At 61.3% G+C, this 16,169-nt stretch carries 15 protein-coding genes; 11 read left to right on the top strand and 4 right to left on the bottom strand.

What is annotated here, in order from left to right; genetic code table 11:
• Positions 1 to 12: 12 nt before the first annotated feature.
• Together rpsG and rpsL are read right to left on the bottom strand one after the other, a co-directional pair.
• Positions 13 to 483, bottom strand: a complete 471-nt coding sequence (rpsG, locus tag ACQ4V8_RS05295; RefSeq protein ID WP_010394377.1) for a 30S ribosomal protein S7 — start codon at positions 481 to 483, stop codon at positions 13 to 15.
• 152 nt (positions 484 to 635) lie between these two features.
• A complete protein-coding gene (rpsL, locus tag ACQ4V8_RS05290) occupies positions 636 to 1,019 on the bottom strand; it encodes a 30S ribosomal protein S12 (RefSeq protein ID WP_010394376.1) in 384 nt (127 codons plus the stop codon).
• A 457-nt stretch (positions 1,020 to 1,476) separates the two neighbouring features.
• On the opposite strand from rpsL, the gene ACQ4V8_RS05285 reads away from it, so the two are divergent.
• Positions 1,477 to 3,369 carry a phosphoethanolamine transferase gene (locus ACQ4V8_RS05285; RefSeq protein WP_495542703.1) on the top strand — a complete coding sequence of 631 codons (1,893 nt, stop codon included), beginning with the start codon at positions 1,477 to 1,479 and terminating at the stop codon, positions 3,367 to 3,369.
• Positions 3,370 to 3,379: 10 nt separating this feature from the next.
• On the opposite strand, the gene ACQ4V8_RS05280 is transcribed toward ACQ4V8_RS05285, so the two are convergent.
• Positions 3,380 to 4,117: a P-loop NTPase family protein gene (locus ACQ4V8_RS05280; RefSeq protein WP_070345916.1), complete on the bottom strand. Its 738-nt coding sequence runs from the start codon at positions 4,115 to 4,117 to the stop codon at positions 3,380 to 3,382.
• Positions 4,118 to 4,443: 326 nt separating this feature from the next.
• On the opposite strand from ACQ4V8_RS05280, the gene ACQ4V8_RS05275 reads away from it, so the two are divergent.
• The 10 genes from ACQ4V8_RS05275 (at position 4,444) to ACQ4V8_RS05230 (ending at position 14,412) form a co-directional block, all read left to right on the top strand.
• Positions 4,444 to 5,013, top strand: a complete 570-nt coding sequence (locus ACQ4V8_RS05275) for an efflux RND transporter periplasmic adaptor subunit (protein WP_436571032.1) — start codon at positions 4,444 to 4,446, stop codon at positions 5,011 to 5,013.
• Entirely contained in the window at positions 4,956 to 5,708 is a 753-nt protein-coding gene (locus ACQ4V8_RS05270) for an efflux RND transporter periplasmic adaptor subunit (RefSeq protein WP_436571031.1), read from the top strand. Before ACQ4V8_RS05275 ends, ACQ4V8_RS05270 begins: the two co-directional genes overlap by 58 nt.
• A gap of 37 nt (positions 5,709 to 5,745) precedes the next feature.
• Positions 5,746 to 6,462 carry an ABC transporter ATP-binding protein gene (locus tag ACQ4V8_RS05265; RefSeq protein ID WP_436571030.1) on the top strand — a complete coding sequence of 239 codons (717 nt, stop codon included), beginning with the start codon at positions 5,746 to 5,748 and terminating at the stop codon, positions 6,460 to 6,462.
• A gap of 9 nt (positions 6,463 to 6,471) precedes the next feature.
• Positions 6,472 to 7,797, top strand: coding sequence for an ABC transporter permease (locus ACQ4V8_RS05260; protein ID WP_010394364.1), 1,326 nt, complete (start codon positions 6,472 to 6,474; stop codon positions 7,795 to 7,797).
• A 39-nt stretch (positions 7,798 to 7,836) separates the two neighbouring features.
• Complete coding sequence (locus ACQ4V8_RS05255; protein ID WP_436571029.1) at positions 7,837 to 9,075, top strand: ABC transporter permease; 1,239 nt, start codon at positions 7,837 to 7,839, stop codon at positions 9,073 to 9,075.
• Between the two features lie 28 nt (positions 9,076 to 9,103).
• Positions 9,104 to 10,456 carry a sigma-54-dependent transcriptional regulator gene (locus ACQ4V8_RS05250; RefSeq protein ID WP_436571028.1) on the top strand — a complete coding sequence of 451 codons (1,353 nt, stop codon included), beginning with the start codon at positions 9,104 to 9,106 and terminating at the stop codon, positions 10,454 to 10,456.
• A 14-nt stretch (positions 10,457 to 10,470) separates the two neighbouring features.
• Positions 10,471 to 11,787, top strand: coding sequence for a sensor histidine kinase (locus tag ACQ4V8_RS05245; RefSeq protein WP_050855857.1), 1,317 nt, complete (start codon positions 10,471 to 10,473; stop codon positions 11,785 to 11,787).
• A 237-nt stretch (positions 11,788 to 12,024) separates the two neighbouring features.
• Complete coding sequence (locus tag ACQ4V8_RS05240; RefSeq protein WP_070345921.1) at positions 12,025 to 12,549, top strand: FxDxF family PEP-CTERM protein; 525 nt, start codon at positions 12,025 to 12,027, stop codon at positions 12,547 to 12,549.
• 58 nt (positions 12,550 to 12,607) lie between these two features.
• Positions 12,608 to 13,387, top strand: a complete 780-nt coding sequence (locus ACQ4V8_RS05235; protein WP_436571027.1) for a spermine/spermidine synthase domain-containing protein — start codon at positions 12,608 to 12,610, stop codon at positions 13,385 to 13,387.
• A 197-nt stretch (positions 13,388 to 13,584) separates the two neighbouring features.
• The gene (locus tag ACQ4V8_RS05230; RefSeq protein ID WP_010394351.1) at positions 13,585 to 14,412 is read left to right on the top strand and encodes a class I SAM-dependent methyltransferase; all 828 of its coding nucleotides are present in this window, start codon (positions 13,585 to 13,587) and stop codon (positions 14,410 to 14,412) included.
• Between the two features lie 105 nt (positions 14,413 to 14,517).
• Here ACQ4V8_RS05230 and ACQ4V8_RS05225 read toward each other — a convergent pair whose 3' ends face one another.
• The gene (locus ACQ4V8_RS05225; RefSeq protein ID WP_010394348.1) at positions 14,518 to 16,161 is read right to left on the bottom strand and encodes a serine hydrolase; all 1,644 of its coding nucleotides are present in this window, start codon (positions 16,159 to 16,161) and stop codon (positions 14,518 to 14,520) included.
• Between the last annotated feature and the right edge of the window lie 8 nt (positions 16,162 to 16,169).

Here is a 16,169-nt window from a genome sequence, read left to right as displayed (position 1 = left end):
GCTGGCTTTATATTAGAAGCGGAAATGCGAGAACGCTTTGTTCGCTTCAGCCATACGATGGACTTCGTCGCGTTTTTTCATCGCGCCGCCGCGGCTTTCAGCCGCTTCCATCAGCTCACCGCCAAGGCGTTGTGGCATCGATTTTTCGCTGCGCTTGTTAGCAGCTTCACGCAACCAACGCATGGACAAAGCCATACGACGGACTGGGCGAACTTCGACCGGCACCTGGTAGTTTGCACCACCGACGCGACGGGATTTCACCTCAACCAACGGCTTAGCGTTGTTGATTGCGGTAGCGAAAACTTCGAGCGGATCTTTGCCCGATTTTGCTGCGATGTGCTCGAAAGCACCGTAGATGATGTTTTCTGCAACCGATTTTTTACCGGACAGCATCAGTACGTTTACAAATTTAGCGACATCAGTGTTGCCGAATTTTGGATCTGGCAAAATTTCGCGCTTGGGTACTTCACGACGACGTGGCATATCAATTCCTTTCAATCTTCAGTTGAGCGCGCGTTCTTCGCACACTCGCGGACGACCATCATAGCCTTCCACTTACTCGACCAGATGCGGTCGACTACATTCACTTAGCTAGTTGCCACTGAGCGAAACTTGGGTTTGCTGCGTACAACTTATTACTTCTTGCCTGCTTTAGCGCGCTTGGTACCGTACTTCGAACGCGATTGCTTACGGTCTTTGACGCCTTGGGTATCCAGAGCACCGCGAACCATGTGGTAACGCACACCCGGCAAATCCTTGACGCGACCGCCGCGCAACAGCACAACACTATGCTCTTGCAGGTTATGGCCTTCACCGCCAATGTACGAAATAACTTCGAAACCATTGGTCAGGCGAACTTTAGCGACTTTACGCAGAGCCGAGTTAGGCTTCTTTGGAGTCGTGGTGTAAACACGTGTGCATACGCCACGTTTTTGCGGGCTGTTTTCCAGCGCCGGCGATTTGCTCTTCACGGTCAAAGCGACGCGTGGATTGCGAATCAATTGATTGATGGTTGGCATCGTTATAAATCCAACAAAAAACTACGATTAATAACCCGGGCAAGATGCCCGGCGACTAAAACCTCGCCCGCTTTTATCTACTGCGCACCGGAGGCGCCCGCAGCCACTCGGTAAGGAGCGGCCATGAAATGCCAGACAATACGTAAACGATGAGCAGAATAAAATCGAGAACTCGCTAGTTTAGACCTTGTGCCACAGGGGGTCAATCAGTTTACCGCTTTTTGCTATAAAAAAAGGCAAAAAAGCGGCAATTTCGTGGCATATTGAATAATATCTGGCTGCGCAGCGCGGAGACGAACACCTGCCGACGCTAGATCATTTGACATTCTTTCCCTGAAACCAAGCATCACAGGCGCGCATTCTTATGCGACCGCAAGACAACAAAAGGATTGATAATGGCGGACATTTTTCGCTGCCTGCCTTTATGCACTCCTTGCTTCGCCCTCACTATCTGTTCTTGCTCCTGACATATGCCTTGTTGACGGCCGTGCCCTTCCTGCCCGCGCTGCTGGGGCGTGCGCCCGAACATCCGTGGCACATGCTCACCTTCGAGCTGCTGGCCTGGCTGGCCGTCTGGAGCGTCTGCAAGCGCCCCGCGTACTTCCACTGGCTGCTGCTGCCCGCCTTCCTGGCCCTGCCGACGGAAATCTACCTGTTCATCTTCTATGGCCAGGGCATTTCCACGCACCACCTGGGCATCATCTTCGAAACTAGCCCCAAGGAAGCGCTGGAATTCCTCGGGCAAAAAGTATGGCTAATGGGTGCCGTCATGCTGGGCGTAATCGCCTGGTACTTACTTGGCTGGTATGCGGCCACGCGCACGCGCGGGCTGGACTGGCGCGGCAAGACGCGCCCGGCCACCTTCCTGCTACTACTGCTGCTGGGCGGCTTCTGGTGCTATGGCTACGAATTCGGTTTCGACGCCAAGGTTGTGCATCGCGCGCCCGCATCCGCCAAGGCCAGCCAACCGGCGGCCAGCGGCAAGCCGGGCGCCTCCGGCTTCGGCGACGCCAGCTCGGCCGACGACGAGACAGCCGAAGAAGAGGAAGAAAGCACCAAGCCGGAGCACGCCAGCATTGCCGGCGCCGATGAAACGGGCCTGGGCTGGCCCAGCCTGCCCCACTGGGCGCGCCTGCCTTACAGCTTCGATACCGTGAGCAATTCCTGGCCCTTCGGCCTGGGCGCACGCGGCTTCGATTTCTATAAGGAACGTCGCTACCTGGCCGAGCTGGGACAGAAAAGCAGCAGCTTCCGTTTCGGCGCGCACCAGCAACAGCCCGATCCCCATCCGGAAGTGGTCGTCATGGTGATCGGCGAATCGTCGCGCTACGACCGCTGGAGCCTGAACGGCTATGAGCGCGACACCAATCCCCTGCTGAAACAGGAAAGCAATCTGCTACCGCTGGCCGACGTCATCACGGCCGTTTCCGCTACGCGCCTGTCCGTGCCCGTCATCATTTCGCGCAAGCCGGCCACACAAAGCCTCAAGGATGGGTTCTCGGAAAAATCCTTCCTCACCGCCTACAAGGAAGCGGGCTTCAAGACTTACTGGCTATCGAACCAAAGCTCGTTCGGCCAGTTCGATACGCCCGTCTCCGTGTTTGCCAAGGAAGCGGAGGTGGTGCAATTCCTTAACCTGGGCGGCTTTACCAACAATTCCAACTTCGACCAGATCCTGTTAGATCCGTTCAAGAATGCGCTGGCCGACCCGGCACCGAAAAAGCTCATCGTGCTGCACACCCTGGGCAGCCATTGGAATTACAGCCAGCGCTATCCGAAGTCCTTCGACAAGTGGCAACCGTCGCTGTTCGGCGTCGACAAACCCGTCTACACGAACACGGCCATCAAGCCTCAGCTGAACAACAGCTACGACAGCTCCATCCTGTACACGGACTGGTTTCTATCGCAGGTGATCGGCATGCTGAAGGACGGTGGCCAGCGCACCGCCCTGCGCAGCTCACTCGTCTACGTGGCAGACCATGGCCAGACCCTGTATGACGGCAGCTGCCGCCTGGCCTTCCACGGCCATAACACGCAGTTCGAGTTCCACGTGCCCGCCTTCGTCTGGTATTCCCCACAATTCCAGCGCCACTATCCGGACAAGGTAACGCAGCTACGGCGCCATCAAAAAGCGCGCCTGTCGACGGAAAACATGTTCCACACCCTGCTCGACCTGGGCGACATCCGCTTTGCCGGCGAACAGCCCGAATGGAGCATCGCCAGCTCCCGCTTCAAGCAGCACAAGCGCTACGTCGACAGCTACGGCTGGACCAACTACGACAACGCCATCATCCGTGGCGATTGCCGCGAAGTGATCGACAAGAGCACGCCGGAGAAGCAGGACAAATAAAGGGCAGCCATCAGGCCCGTTCCAGCACGCCGGCGCAATCGGCCGGTTGCGCCATGTGCGTACTGAGCCAGTCGAAGACGCGCCCGGCCTTGTCCGCGATGCCAGCGTCAAAACCGCGCTGCGCCACGCAGACCAAGTTCAAGCCTATGCAACGCAGCAAGGTGCTCTTGCCGATACCGTTCTGGCCGAAGATGAAGCCCCCCTTGCCTTGCACGCCGAATGACAACGGCGCGGCATGCTCCAGCAGGGGATGCCGCATGCCCTGCAAGGCCAGCGCGCGTGGCGCCCCGGTACCCGCCCAGCAGTACACGGGCGCAGCGCGTAGCTGCCGCGCCAGTGCCAGATCCGCCTCCAACTGGGCCACTTGAATGAAGCTGTCACGCAGAAATGGCAGCCGCTGCGCCACTAGCTGGCGCGTGCGGAAGTAGCGCTTGACGTTTTTCAGCAGGAGCCAGTCGCCATACTCGACCAACAGCGTATCGACAAAGGGCACGTAATACAGCAGCGAACGCTCGATGGCGCGGGTCAACTTGGCCACCTGTGCGCTGCCGGGAGCCAATGACAAGGCTGCCCCAACAGGTAGCTGCGCCAGCGCGGTTCGAGTTTTCAGCAGGTGGCGCAAGGTATCGAGCGTGCGTTCCCATAGCTTGGCGCTTTCGTAAAAACGCACCTGCACCGTCATCAGCGCAACACAGGCGGCCAACACGCCAAACAGCGCTGGCCAGTGGCAGTAACCATAGCCAGGCACTCCACCAAGGTTCCGCTGCCAGCGGCGCACCGAACAGGGTTTCGCTGACCTCCGTATCAGCCTGACGCAAGGGCAGGCAGGCCCGCTGCAGGCTGGCCGTCTGGACCGGATCGTCCAGCAATTGTCGGACGCGGCGATGGAGGCAGAATAGGCCTGACCACCGTGATGATTATTAATTAATCAAGTACAAGCTGCGCGTGCGGACATACTGGACAGCGCGGACACGACGGACAGCCGGACACCTGAATTTTTTACCATTAAAATCAGTTACTTAAGCACTGGCACGGATCGTGCATTACAAAAGCTATTCTCCACGAGACCCGACCATGATCCGCGATACATCGGCGCAAGACGCCTTACTCTCCGCACCGCCGGGCCAGCGCCACAAGCGACGCGCCCTGCTGCTGGCCGGTGCCATCATCGTCATCGGCGCCGCCATCGCTGTCGTGACCGGCTGGCGCAACAGCGAGCATTCCGTCAACAGCAGCCGCCTGCGCATCGCCGACGTCACGCGCGGCACCCTGATCCGCGACGCCGCCGTGAATGGCCGCGTGGTCGCCGCGATCAGCCCCACCCTGTATTCGACCACGGTGGCCACCGTGACCCTGAAGGCCAAGGCGGGCGACACCGTCAAGAAGGGTGACATCCTGGCGGTACTGGAGTCGCCTGACCTGTCCGACGCCCTCAAGCGCGAACAATCGAGCGTGCAGCAGCTGGAGGCGGAAGTGGCGCGCCAGCAGATCCTGGCCAAGAAGCAAAACTGCTGGCGCGGCGTGACGCCGATACGGCCGAGATCGAGCGCCTGTCAGCGCAACGCACACTGGAGCGCTATGAAAGCGTGGCGCAGGTGGGCATCATCGCCAAGATCGATTACCAGAAGGCCAAGGATGCCTTAAATTCAGCAGACATCCGCAGCAAACACGCTTCCCAGGCGGCCGGCCTGGAAAGCGAAGACGTGAGCCTGGCACTGAAGACCAAGGTCAATGAACTGGAACGCCAGCGCCTCGTCCGCGACAACGCCCAGCGCAGGGTCGATGAACTGACCGTGCGCGCTCCCGTCAACGGCTTTATCGGCACGCTGTCGGTGGCCAACCGCAGTGTGGTGCAAGCCAATACTGCCCTCATGACTCTGGTCGACCTGTCGCAGCTGGAAATAGAGCTCGAGGTGCCTGAAACCTATGTGGCCGACATGGGCCTGGGCATGCGCGCCGAGATCGAAACGGGCGCCATCAAGGCGACCGGAAAACTGTCGGCGCTGTCGCCCGAAGTGGTGAAGAACCAGGTACTGGCACGTGTGCGTTTCGATGGTGCGCAGCCGGCCGGCCTGCGCCAGAACCAGCGCGTGGCGGCGCGCCTCTTGATCGACGAAAAGCCGAATGTGCTGATGCTGGCGCGCGGCTCCTTCGTCGAAGCCGAGGCTGGTCGTTTCGCCTATGTGGTGCGCGACGGCGTGGCCATGCGCACCCCCATCAAGCTGGGCGCGACCAGCGTCACGGCAGTGGAAATTGTCGACGGTTTGAAGCTGGGCGACAAGGTCGTGGTCGCCGGTACGGAAAACTTCGCGAACGCCGCCCGCGTTTCCCTCAATTAGTCAGCTGCACCCACTTCATTCCATCAAGAGGTCCACCATGCTGCGCATGCAAAATCTGAACAAAGTCTATCGTACCCACATGATCGAAACCCACGCGCTGCGCGGCTTCGACATCCATGTGCAACAAGGTGAATTCGTCACCGTCACCGGGCCTTCGGGCTCGGGCAAGACGAGCTTTTTGAATATCGCCGGCCTGCTCGAGGAATTCACCGACGGCGAATATATACTCGACGGCGTCAACGTCAGGGGCATGGATGACAATGCCCGCTCGCGCCTGCGCAATGAAAAACTCGGCTTCATCTTCCAGGGCTTCAACCTGATTCCCGACTTGTCGCTGTTCGACAACGTCGACGTGCCGCTGCGCTACCGGGGCTTCAACCGCGCCGAGCGCAAGGAGCGCATCGAGGAAGCGCTGGCCAAGGTCGGCCTGGCGTCGCGCATGAAGCATTATCCGGCCGAATTGTCGGGCGGCCAGCAGCAGCGCGTGGCGATCGCGCGCGCTCTGGCCGGCTCGCCCAAGCTGCTGCTGGCCGATGAACCGACGGGCAACCTGGACACGCAAATGGCGCGCGGCGTGATGGAACTGCTGGAAGAAATCAATGCGCAAGGCACCACCATCCTGATGGTCACGCACGATCCGGAACTGGCGCTGCGCAGCCAGCGCAATGTACACATCATCGACGGCCAGGTGTCGGACCTGGTGCAACACGGCGCCACCCTGTCTGCCAGCGCGCAGCACACCGTGAGCGCCTGAGGAGAAAACATGTTTCGCTACTATTTCACGCTGGGCCTGCGCAGCCTGCGCCGTAACCGCGCGCTGACCGCATTGATGATACTGACCCTGGCCGTTGGCGTGGCCGCCAGCGTCTCCACGGTCACCATCTTGCACGCCATGTCCGGCGATCCGCTACCGCACAAGAGCGACCGCATGTTCGTGCCGCTGATCGACATACTGCCCGTCAAAGGCTATGTCCCCGGCGAAGAGCCGGGTTTTTCGCAAGCCCAGATGAGCTATGTCGATGCACGTAATTTCATGGCCAGCAAAATGGGCGTGCGCCGCACCGTCATGTACGGCGTGGCCGGTCCGGTCGAGCCGGCACGCAAGGATATCGGGTCTTTCAACTCCCAGGGCATGGCGCCCACACGCGATTTTTTCAGCATGTTCGAAGCGCCCTTCCTGTACGGCCAGGCGTGGAGCGAAGCCGATGATGCCAACGGCGCCGATGTGATCGTCCTGAGCCGCGCACTGGCCGAAAAACTGGTGGGTACAAGCAACCCGGTCGGCCAGCGCGTCACGCTGCTGGGCCGTCCCTACATGGTGACAGGCGTGCTGGCGACCTGGAACGTGGTGCCACGCCCACACCGCATCATCGGCAGCAAGGGCGCCTTTGGCGCCGAAGACGAATTCTTCATCCCGTTTGCCAGCGCAATTCGGCACGAAACGGAGCACGACGGCGGCATGAGCTGCAATAGCGACCAGAGCGTCCCACCCGGCTTCCAGGGCCGGCTCGTTTCCGGCTGCACCTGGCTGCAGTTCTGGTTCGAAATGGCCAGCAGCGGCGAACGCGGCCAGTTGCAGCAATACCTGGACGCCTATGCGGGCGAGCAGCGCAAGCTGGGGCGCATGAAGCGCAATGCGCCGAACCGGCTGTACGACCTGAACGAATGGATGAACTATTTGCATGTGGTCGACAACGACAACAAGCTGGCAGCCTGGCTGGCCTTCGGCTTCCTGTTGCTCTGCCTGGTCAACACCATCGGCCTGCTGCTGGCGAAGTTTTCCGTGCGCGCCAGCGAGGTAGGCATCCGCCGGGCACTGGGCGCCACGCGGCGCGATATCTTCCGCCAGTTCCTGATCGAAAGCAGCGTGATCGGCCTCGCTGGCGGCGTGATCGGCCTCTTGCTGGCATTTGGCGCGCTGGCCGTGGTCAGTCAGCAGTCGGAAGAATTGGGCAGCGTGGCACACATGGATATAGCAATGCTATTGCTGACGTTTGCCATGTCGGTGCTGGCAGCCGTGCTCGCTGGCCTCCTGCCTACCTGGCGTGCCTGTCAGGTAACGCCGGCGATACAGCTCAAGTCGCAATGAAGCCGCCCCCCCCCCCCTTTACCCAACATGAGGTCCAGCATGGAAATCCGTCCCATCGTGTCGGCGCTGATGCGCAGCAAAACCGGCGCCATCCTGGTGGCGCTGCAGATCGCTATCAGCCTGGCCATCCTGGCCAACGCCCTGCACATCGTCAACCTGCGCCAGGCGGTGGCTGCCAGGCCCACCGGCGTGGCCGCTGAAAACGACATTTTTTACGTCAATATTCAAAACATGGATCGCGGCGGACACCAGCGCCAGCTGTCGGAGCAAAAACGCCAGGCAGCCCTGCTGCGCGCCTTGCCGGGGGTGCTGTCGGTGGCGCAAACGTCGCAGGCAGTGCTGTCACGCTCCGGCAACTCGACCAGCGTGGCGGCCAAGCGCAATCAGGTCACGCCCAGTGCCAATATATCGACTTACTACACGCCCGATTCGCTGGTCAAGACCTATGGCTTGCAACTACTGGAAGGACGCGACTTCCGGCCTGATGAAGTGTCCGAGATCGACGAAGATGTCGACGGTAGCGATCCCAAGGTGGCCATCGTGACGCGCGCGGCGGCACAAAAAATCTGGCCCGGCGAAACCAGCTTTATCGGCAAGACGCTATACAAGGGCACCGGCGCCGACGATCCCGAGCTGCGCGTGGTCGGCGTCGTCGAGCGGCTGCAAACGCAGGTCGGCCAGGTCAAGGCCGAAGGCGAATACTCGCTCCTGTTGCCGGCACGCCTGACGGGCGGGCGCGATTCCCTGCTGTATGTCGTGCGTGCCGAACCGGGCCAGCGCGATCGCCTGATCAAGGAAGCGCAACAGGCCATCCGCAGTGCCAGCAGCGACCGCCTGCTGGTGCGTACCGACACCCTGGAACAGCACCGTCAATTGCGCTACCGGGCCGACCGCGGCCTGTCCTGGATGCTGATCGCCGTATCGGCCCTGCTGCTGCTGGTGACCGCCAGCGGCATCGTCGGCATTGCCAGCCTGTGGGTGACGCAGCGCAGGAAGCAGATCGGCGTGCGGCGCGCATTGGGTGCGCGCCGCAGCGATATCCTGCGCTACTTCTTGACGGAAAATTTCATGATCACCAGCGTCGGCGTGGCTTGCGGCGTGCTGCTGGCGCTAGGCTTAAATCAGCTGCTGGTGAGCCAGCTGGAAATGGCGCGCCTGCCACCGGGCTACCTGCTGGCCGGTGCGCTGGTGTTCTGGCTGCTGGGCGTGGGCGCAGTGTATGGACCGGCATGGCGCGCGGCCAGCATTTCGCCGGCCACTGCCACGCGCAGCACCTGAAGCGGCACCTCAGTGATATGCTGCGCGCATGCCTACCGTACTGATTATTGACGACAATGCCGCCGTGGCCATCGCCCTCGACGTGCTGTTCTCCCTGCATGAGATCGACGCCATGCGTGCCACCTCGCCCGAGGAAGGCCTGCATCTGCTCGAGCACCACGCCATCGACCTGGTGGTGCAAGATATGAACTTCACGGCCGACACCACCTCGGGCGAAGAAGGCAGCGCGCTGTTCCACGCCATCCGCGCGCGCTACCCTGACTTGCCCGTGATCTTGCTGACGGCATGGACCCAGCTCGACGCGGCCGTCGAGCTGATCAAGTCTGGCGCGGCCGACTACCTGGCCAAGCCATGGGATGACCGGCGCCTGATCGCCAGCGTGCAGAACCTGCTGGAACTGGGGCAAGCCAACCGCGCATTGCGCCAGCGCGTGGTAGCTGAGCAGCGCCAGCGCCACGCGCTGGAGCACGAATTCGACCTGCGCGGCATGGTATGGCAAGATCCGGCCACCGAACGCGTGGTGCACCTGGCCTGCCAGGTGGCGCGCGCCGACGTGCCCGTGCTCATTTCCGGGCCGAACGGCAGCGGCAAGGAACGCATCGCCGCCATAGTGCAAGCCAATTCACAGGTCGCCAACGGTCCCTTCGTCGTGCTCAATTGCGGTGCCGTGCCAGTCGATCTGATCGAGGCGGAACTGTTCGGCGCCGAGGCGGGCGCCTACACCGGCATCACGCGCGCACGCGATGGCAAGTTCGACGCGGCCGATGGCGGCACCTTGTTCCTCGACGAAATTGGCAACCTGCCGCTGGCCGGGCAAATGAAACTGCTGCGCGTGCTGGAAACGGGACGCTTCGAGCGCCTCGGCTCGAACCGCGAGCGGCAGGTGACAGTGCGCGTCATCAGCGCCAGCAATGCCGACTTGCCGGCGATGATCAAGGCTGGCACCTTTCGCGAAGACCTGTTTTACCGCCTGAACGTGATCGAACTGCGCCTGCCGCCGCTGGCCCAGCGGCCGCAAGATATTCTGGTCCTGGCGCGGCATTTCCTGGGCGGCGAAAAAAGCCTGGCCGCGCAGACGCAGGCCACCTTGCTGGCCCACGCCTGGCCGGGCAATGTGCGCGAACTGAAAAACGTCATGCAGCGCGCCAGCCTGCTGACGGCTGGTCCGATCATCCATGCGCAGGAAACGGGCTTGCCGCTGGCGGGAATGCCATCGCTGCGCGCGCCGCAAGATGCCACCACGACGGAGCCGGACCGCGACAGCGTCAGCGCCGCTCTGGCGCGCGCGCACGGCGTAGTGGCGCAGGCGGCGCAGGAACTGGGGCTGTCGCGCCAGGCGCTGTACCGGCGCATGGAACGCCTGGGCATTGCACGCGGCTGATGGCATACGGCCCCATGCGCCTCTCCCTGCTCACGCGCTGGACGGCCCTGATCGTCACCTTGCTGGTGCTGGGCATCGTCATCGCCCTGCTGCTGACGCATTTTTTGCCAAGCCAGCCGCTGCTGGTGCTGGCCGGTACCCTGCTGTGCGTGCTGCCCATGGCCATCATGACCATCCGCGCGCAACTGCAAGCGATGCTGTCGCTGTTTCGCGCCTTGAGCGGCACGGTCGCCAGCTACCAGGACGGTGACTTCGGCTTTAGCTTGCGCTGGCCGCAGAACGATGAACTGGCCGACCTGGTGGCGGCCCACAATGCGCTGGGCGACGTGCTGCGCAAGCAGCGCCTGGACCTGGTGCAGCGTGAACTGCTGCTCGACACCATGGTGCAAAACACTCCGGTAGCCATGCTGCTGGTGGCCGAGGGCAGCGCCATCGTCTACGCCAACCTTGCTGCGCGCCAGTTGCTGCACCACGGCCGCCGTCTCGAAGGACGCCACCTGGCAGACATTGTGCGCGAGGCGGCACCGGCCTTGGCCGAGGCGCTGGCGCGCCGCAACGATGGCCTGTTTACCAGCGGCGAAGGGGAACAGGAAGAGGTGTATCACTTGGCGCGGCGCAGCTTCAGCCTGAACGGGCGCAAGCATGAACTGCTGCTGTTGCGCCAACTGACCCTGGAACTGCGGCGCCAGGAAGTGCAAACCTGGAAAAAAGTCATCCGCGTCATCAGCCATGAACTCAACAACTCGCTGGCGCCGCTGGCCTCGCTGGCCCATTCCGGCGCCGAGCTGGTGCGCCGCGGCCAGACCGAACGCCTGCCGCAAATCCTCGCCACCATCGAGGAGCGCACGCGCCACCTGGAAACCTTCATCCTCGGCTATGCGCGCTTTGCCAAGCTGCCCGCACCGCGCCCGGCGCCGTGTGAATGGCAACCGTTCCTCTGCAGCCTGGCATCGCAAGCAGTCTTCACGCTCGACGGCACGCCGCCCACGCAGTCAGCCGTGTTCGATGCGGCGCAAATGCAGCAGGCGCTGCTGAACCTGCTCAAGAATGCGCTGGAGTCCGGCTCCAAGCTCCAGCATATCGGTTTGCACGTCAGCCAGGCGCATGGACAGCTGCGCATCGAGGTGCGCGACCGGGGGCCGGGCATGAGCGGCGCCGTGCTGGAAAACGCCTTAGTGCCGTTTTATTCCACCAAGCGCAGCGGCACGGGCCTGGGCCTGGCCCTGGCGCGCGAAATCGCCGAAGCGCATGGCGGACGCATCACGCTGGCCAACCGTGAAGGCGGTGGCCTGGCGGTGATGCTCATTCTTCCTTTGCCGGAGGGAAATTAGTTCCTCGTCTAACGATTTTTAAATCACACATTCCGCCATTATTTTTCGGTGCTATATTGATAATTAGAAATATTAATATGGCCATTTATTAATACCACGCCCGTGTGTTAGAAAAAAGCTATTTAGGTTTGCATAATGATATAAAAATATCTCATTGACAATGAATTGTCTTGGCGATAATTTGTCTGAGCGGCACGGTTTTTTTGGAACATCAATCGTTTTCTCGCAAGGATAAATATGAAACTGAAATCACTCATCGCAGCACTGGTGCTGGGCGCTGCAACCATCGGCAATGCATCTGCTGCTGCGTACAACGTCACCCTGACCAACACCTCGGGCAACCTGTGGGTAGGCGGCTTCAACGCCACGCCCAATCCGCTCGGCGACTTTACCGATACCTTCACCTTCTCCCAGAATGCGACCTTCGGTTCGACCGCGCAAGCCTTCCTGGCCAACCTGTCGGTCACGGGCAGCGATGCTTCCTCGATCAACTTCAGCTGGGCCAACCTGAATAACATCTACCTCAATGGCTTTGGCGGCGCCACCGTCTTCGGCTATGCCCAGGGCCAGGTACTGGCGCCAACCAACCTGCTGTTCAACGCCCCGTTGGTCCTCACGGTCAAAGGCAACAGCAAGGGCGGCAGCTACAGCGGCAACTTCAACCTGACCCTTGCCCCGGTCCCAGAACCGGAAACGTACGGCATGCTGCTGGCCGGCCTCGGCGTACTGGGCTTCCTGGCGCGACGCCGCAAGCAATCTTGAGTTGCGATCACAAAAGACGCTGCGGCGTCTTTTGTCTGCCGGCTGCTAAACTGCTGCCATGACGACCGACTTTACCTCCACCAGCCATACCGCTTTCAGCCACCCGGGCCACCCGCCGGCCACCACCACCGAACACCGCGGCATCCGCTACCTGCACCTGGGTACCAAATGGGTGCAAGGCGCCATGCGCCTGGACAAACCCGACGCCATCGAACTCGAATACGTGCAAATGATGATGATGTGGATGCTATTCAAGACGCAGCCCAAACGCATCGTGCAACTTGGCCTTGGCAGCGCCGCACTGACCAAATTCAGTTACCGCCGCTTCCCCGACGCCACGGTCACGGCCATCGAACTCAATCCGAACGTGATCGCCATCTGCGGCGCCCAATTTGCGCTACCGCCGAATGACAAGCGCCTCGACGTGCGCGAAATGAATGCGCTCGATTTCGTACTCGATCCGGCCAACCACGGCACGGTCGATGCACTGCAAGTGGACCTGTACGACGAAGACGCGCGCGGCCCCGTTCTCGACACGCCCGAGTTCTACCAGGCTTGCTTCGACTGCCTGGCAGCCGATGGCATCATGTGCACGAATGTCTTCGGCGACTTCCCCAACTACGACAAGAATTTGCAGGCCATGGAACTGATCTTCGACGCCGTCGTCTGGGTACCGGAAATGGAAGATGAAAACATCGTCGTGCTGGCCTTCAAACAATCGCCGTCACTCGATTTCAGCGACTTGTACGAACGCGCCGCCAGCATCAAAAAGCAGTTCAATCTGCCGGCCAAGAACTGGGTCAACGGCTTGAAGCAATGGATGCAAGATCAGCAGTAAAGCAGTGGCGCAGGATCACGCCGGCGGCAGCATGCCAAGGGCGGCCAGCGCCGATGCGCTCACCAACAGCGAATTACCTGCGTATGCCGCCTGGGGTACGGAATCCGCTTGACCGGCCAGCGTGCTTGCCCGATGATCGGCGTTGACGGCGTTCACCGCCAATTTACCCACCGATCCAATCACACATGGAGCATATGATGATGAAGCGAGTATCCCTGGCTGCGGCCCTGACGGTCATGCTGGCCTGTGGCGGCAGTAGTGCGGCACTGGCAGCTGAGGCGGGCGACGCGGCCCTGACGGCGGCTATCGCCGGCAGTGCGCGCACGCCGGCCAACGCGCTACGCGACAGTGCCCGCCACCCGTATGAAACACTGACGTTTTTCGGTATCAAACCGAACATGACGGTAGTGGAACTGTCGCCCGGCGGCGGCTGGTACACGGAAATCCTGGCACCCTATCTGCGCGACAACGGCAAGCTGATCGCCGCTGGCAACGACCCGCAGTCAAGCAGCGAAGGTGCACGCCGTGGCGCGGCGCGCTTCCAGCAAAAACTCGACGCCAATCCAGCCGCTTTCGGCAAGGTGGAACTGGGCGCCTTCGCGCCGCCCACCACCTACCGCATTGCGCCCAAAGGCACGGCCGACATGGTGCTCACCTTCCGCAATATCCACAACTGGATACCCATCGGCCAGGACGGCATGCAAACGCTGTTCAAGGAAGTGTATGACAGCCTGAAACCGGGTGGCGTGTTCGGTATTGTTGAACACCGCCTGCCAGCGAACAAGGTACAGGATGCCACCGCCAGCAGCGGCTATATGCACGAAGCGTACGTGATCAAGCTGGCCGAAAGCGCAGGCTTCAAGTTGGCAGCGAAGTCCGACATCAACGCCAATCCCAAGGACACCGCCGACCACCGTAACGGCGTCTGGGCCCTGCCGCCCTCCTACGCCAACAAGGATGTGGAGCGCGCCAAATACACGGCCATCGGCGAGAGCGACCGCATGACCCTGAAGTTCGTCAAGTAAGTCGGCTTAGCGCGGCGACGCCGCGCGTAATCCGACAACATCGTTGGCGCCGGTGATGGCGTCGGGTTACGGGTTACGCGCGGCGCGCTAACCCGACCTACCGGTTTATTTCTTCGTGTCCTTCGGTTTCACCGGCACCAGGCTCAGGTCCTGGAAGTCGTAGCTGAAATCCGTCTCGGCCGACACCGGTGCCATTTTCACCCTGTCGATGCTGCCATCGGGATTGAGCGAGAACGTCACATAGGCGTCGGCGTTGAAGTTGCGCTCCTTCCAGCGCACGATGAAGGTATCGTGCTGCCAGTGTTCCAGCTCGCCCGTCAAGTCCGGCGTGCGGGTAAAGCTGAGGATATGTTTTTTCCCCTCCGGCTTGATCACAACCTTGCCATACCAGGCATCTTCATACTCGCCGTCATACGCTGCCAGCGGCAGCGATGGCTGCGATTTGGCCGCGCGCGCGCTCGATGCCTTGCCCTGCTTCTTGACTTCTTCGGCATGCTGGTCCTGCTCCACCTTGGCCACCAGCGCCAGCCAGTCCGACGGTGCCGCCTGCAGATAATGGTCGAGGATGCGCCATTGCAGCGCCGTCATCGAACCGCCATTTTCCGCATTGGTGAGGATAGCTACGCCCAGTTTCGCTTCCGGCACCATCACTACGCGCGAATAAAAACCCTGCAACGCGCCACCATGCATGGCCACTTTCATGCCCTTGTAGTCGCGCAGCTGAAAGCCCAGGCCATACGCGCTGAAGTTCGGCTTGGTCGCGGCCAGCGTTGGCTTCGGTTCGCCAATCTTGATCGGCGTTTGCGCCGCCCACATTTCGCGGCCCTGCTTTTCGCTGAACAGACGCGCTGGCTTGCCATCCTTGTCCGTCACGCCGGCGATCTTGCCTTCGTCGAGCAATACCATCATCCACTTGGCGATATCTTCCGCATTCGTGTTAATGCCGACGGCGCCCACGGCGTTCGGCACCGGCATCGATTTGACGGCCGTGATCTTGCCATCGATCTTGCTGTGCGCACTGGCGACATCAGGGTTAGCAACGTTCTCGGCCAGGCTGGTGGTGGTGCCCTTCATGCCCAGCGGCGCCAGGATGCGTTCATGCATGGCCTCACCCCAGCTTTTCCCGGCCTTGTCGGCGATGATTTTGCCAGCCACGATGTACAGCAGGTTATCGTAAGCATAGCTGTTGCGAAAACTCGTGGCCGGGCGGATGTAGCGCAGCTTCTCGATGATCTCGTCGGTGGAAAACGTGGTGGTAGGCCACCACAGCAAGTCGCCCGCGCCCAGGCCCAAGCCACTGCGGTGCGTCAGCAAATCGCGGATGGTCATGGCGCCCGTCACGTAGGCATCGTACATCTGAAAGCCGGGCAAGTGCTTGGTGACGGGGTCGTCCCAGGCCAGCTTGCCTTCGTCAACCAGCATGGCCAGCGCAGCGGCCGTGAAGCCTTTCGAGTTGGACGCCACTTCGAACAAGGTCTGCGCATCGACGGCAGCCGGTTCGCCCAGCTTGCGTACGCCAAAGCCCTTGGCGGTGATGACCTTGCCATCCTTGACGATGGCGATCGCCATGCCGGGCACGTCGAATACTTTCAGGGCGGTGGCGACATCACGCTCAAGATCGAAGGCAGGCGCGGGCGCGGGGACCACAGCAGCGGCAACGGCGGGAGCGGCGTCAAACGCCAGCGCCGGCACGGTGATGCTGGAAAACGCCAGCACGATGGCGGCGGTGAGACGGTTCATGGTATGCATGGTCAGGA

Origin of the sequence: Janthinobacterium paucivorans (assembly GCF_051380805.1) — a bacterium.
Lineage (GTDB): Bacteria > Pseudomonadota > Gammaproteobacteria > Burkholderiales > Burkholderiaceae_D > Janthinobacterium > Janthinobacterium lividum_D.
The sequence above is the reverse complement of the archived record's forward strand: the minus strand, read 5'-3'. Positions and strand labels throughout refer to the sequence as shown.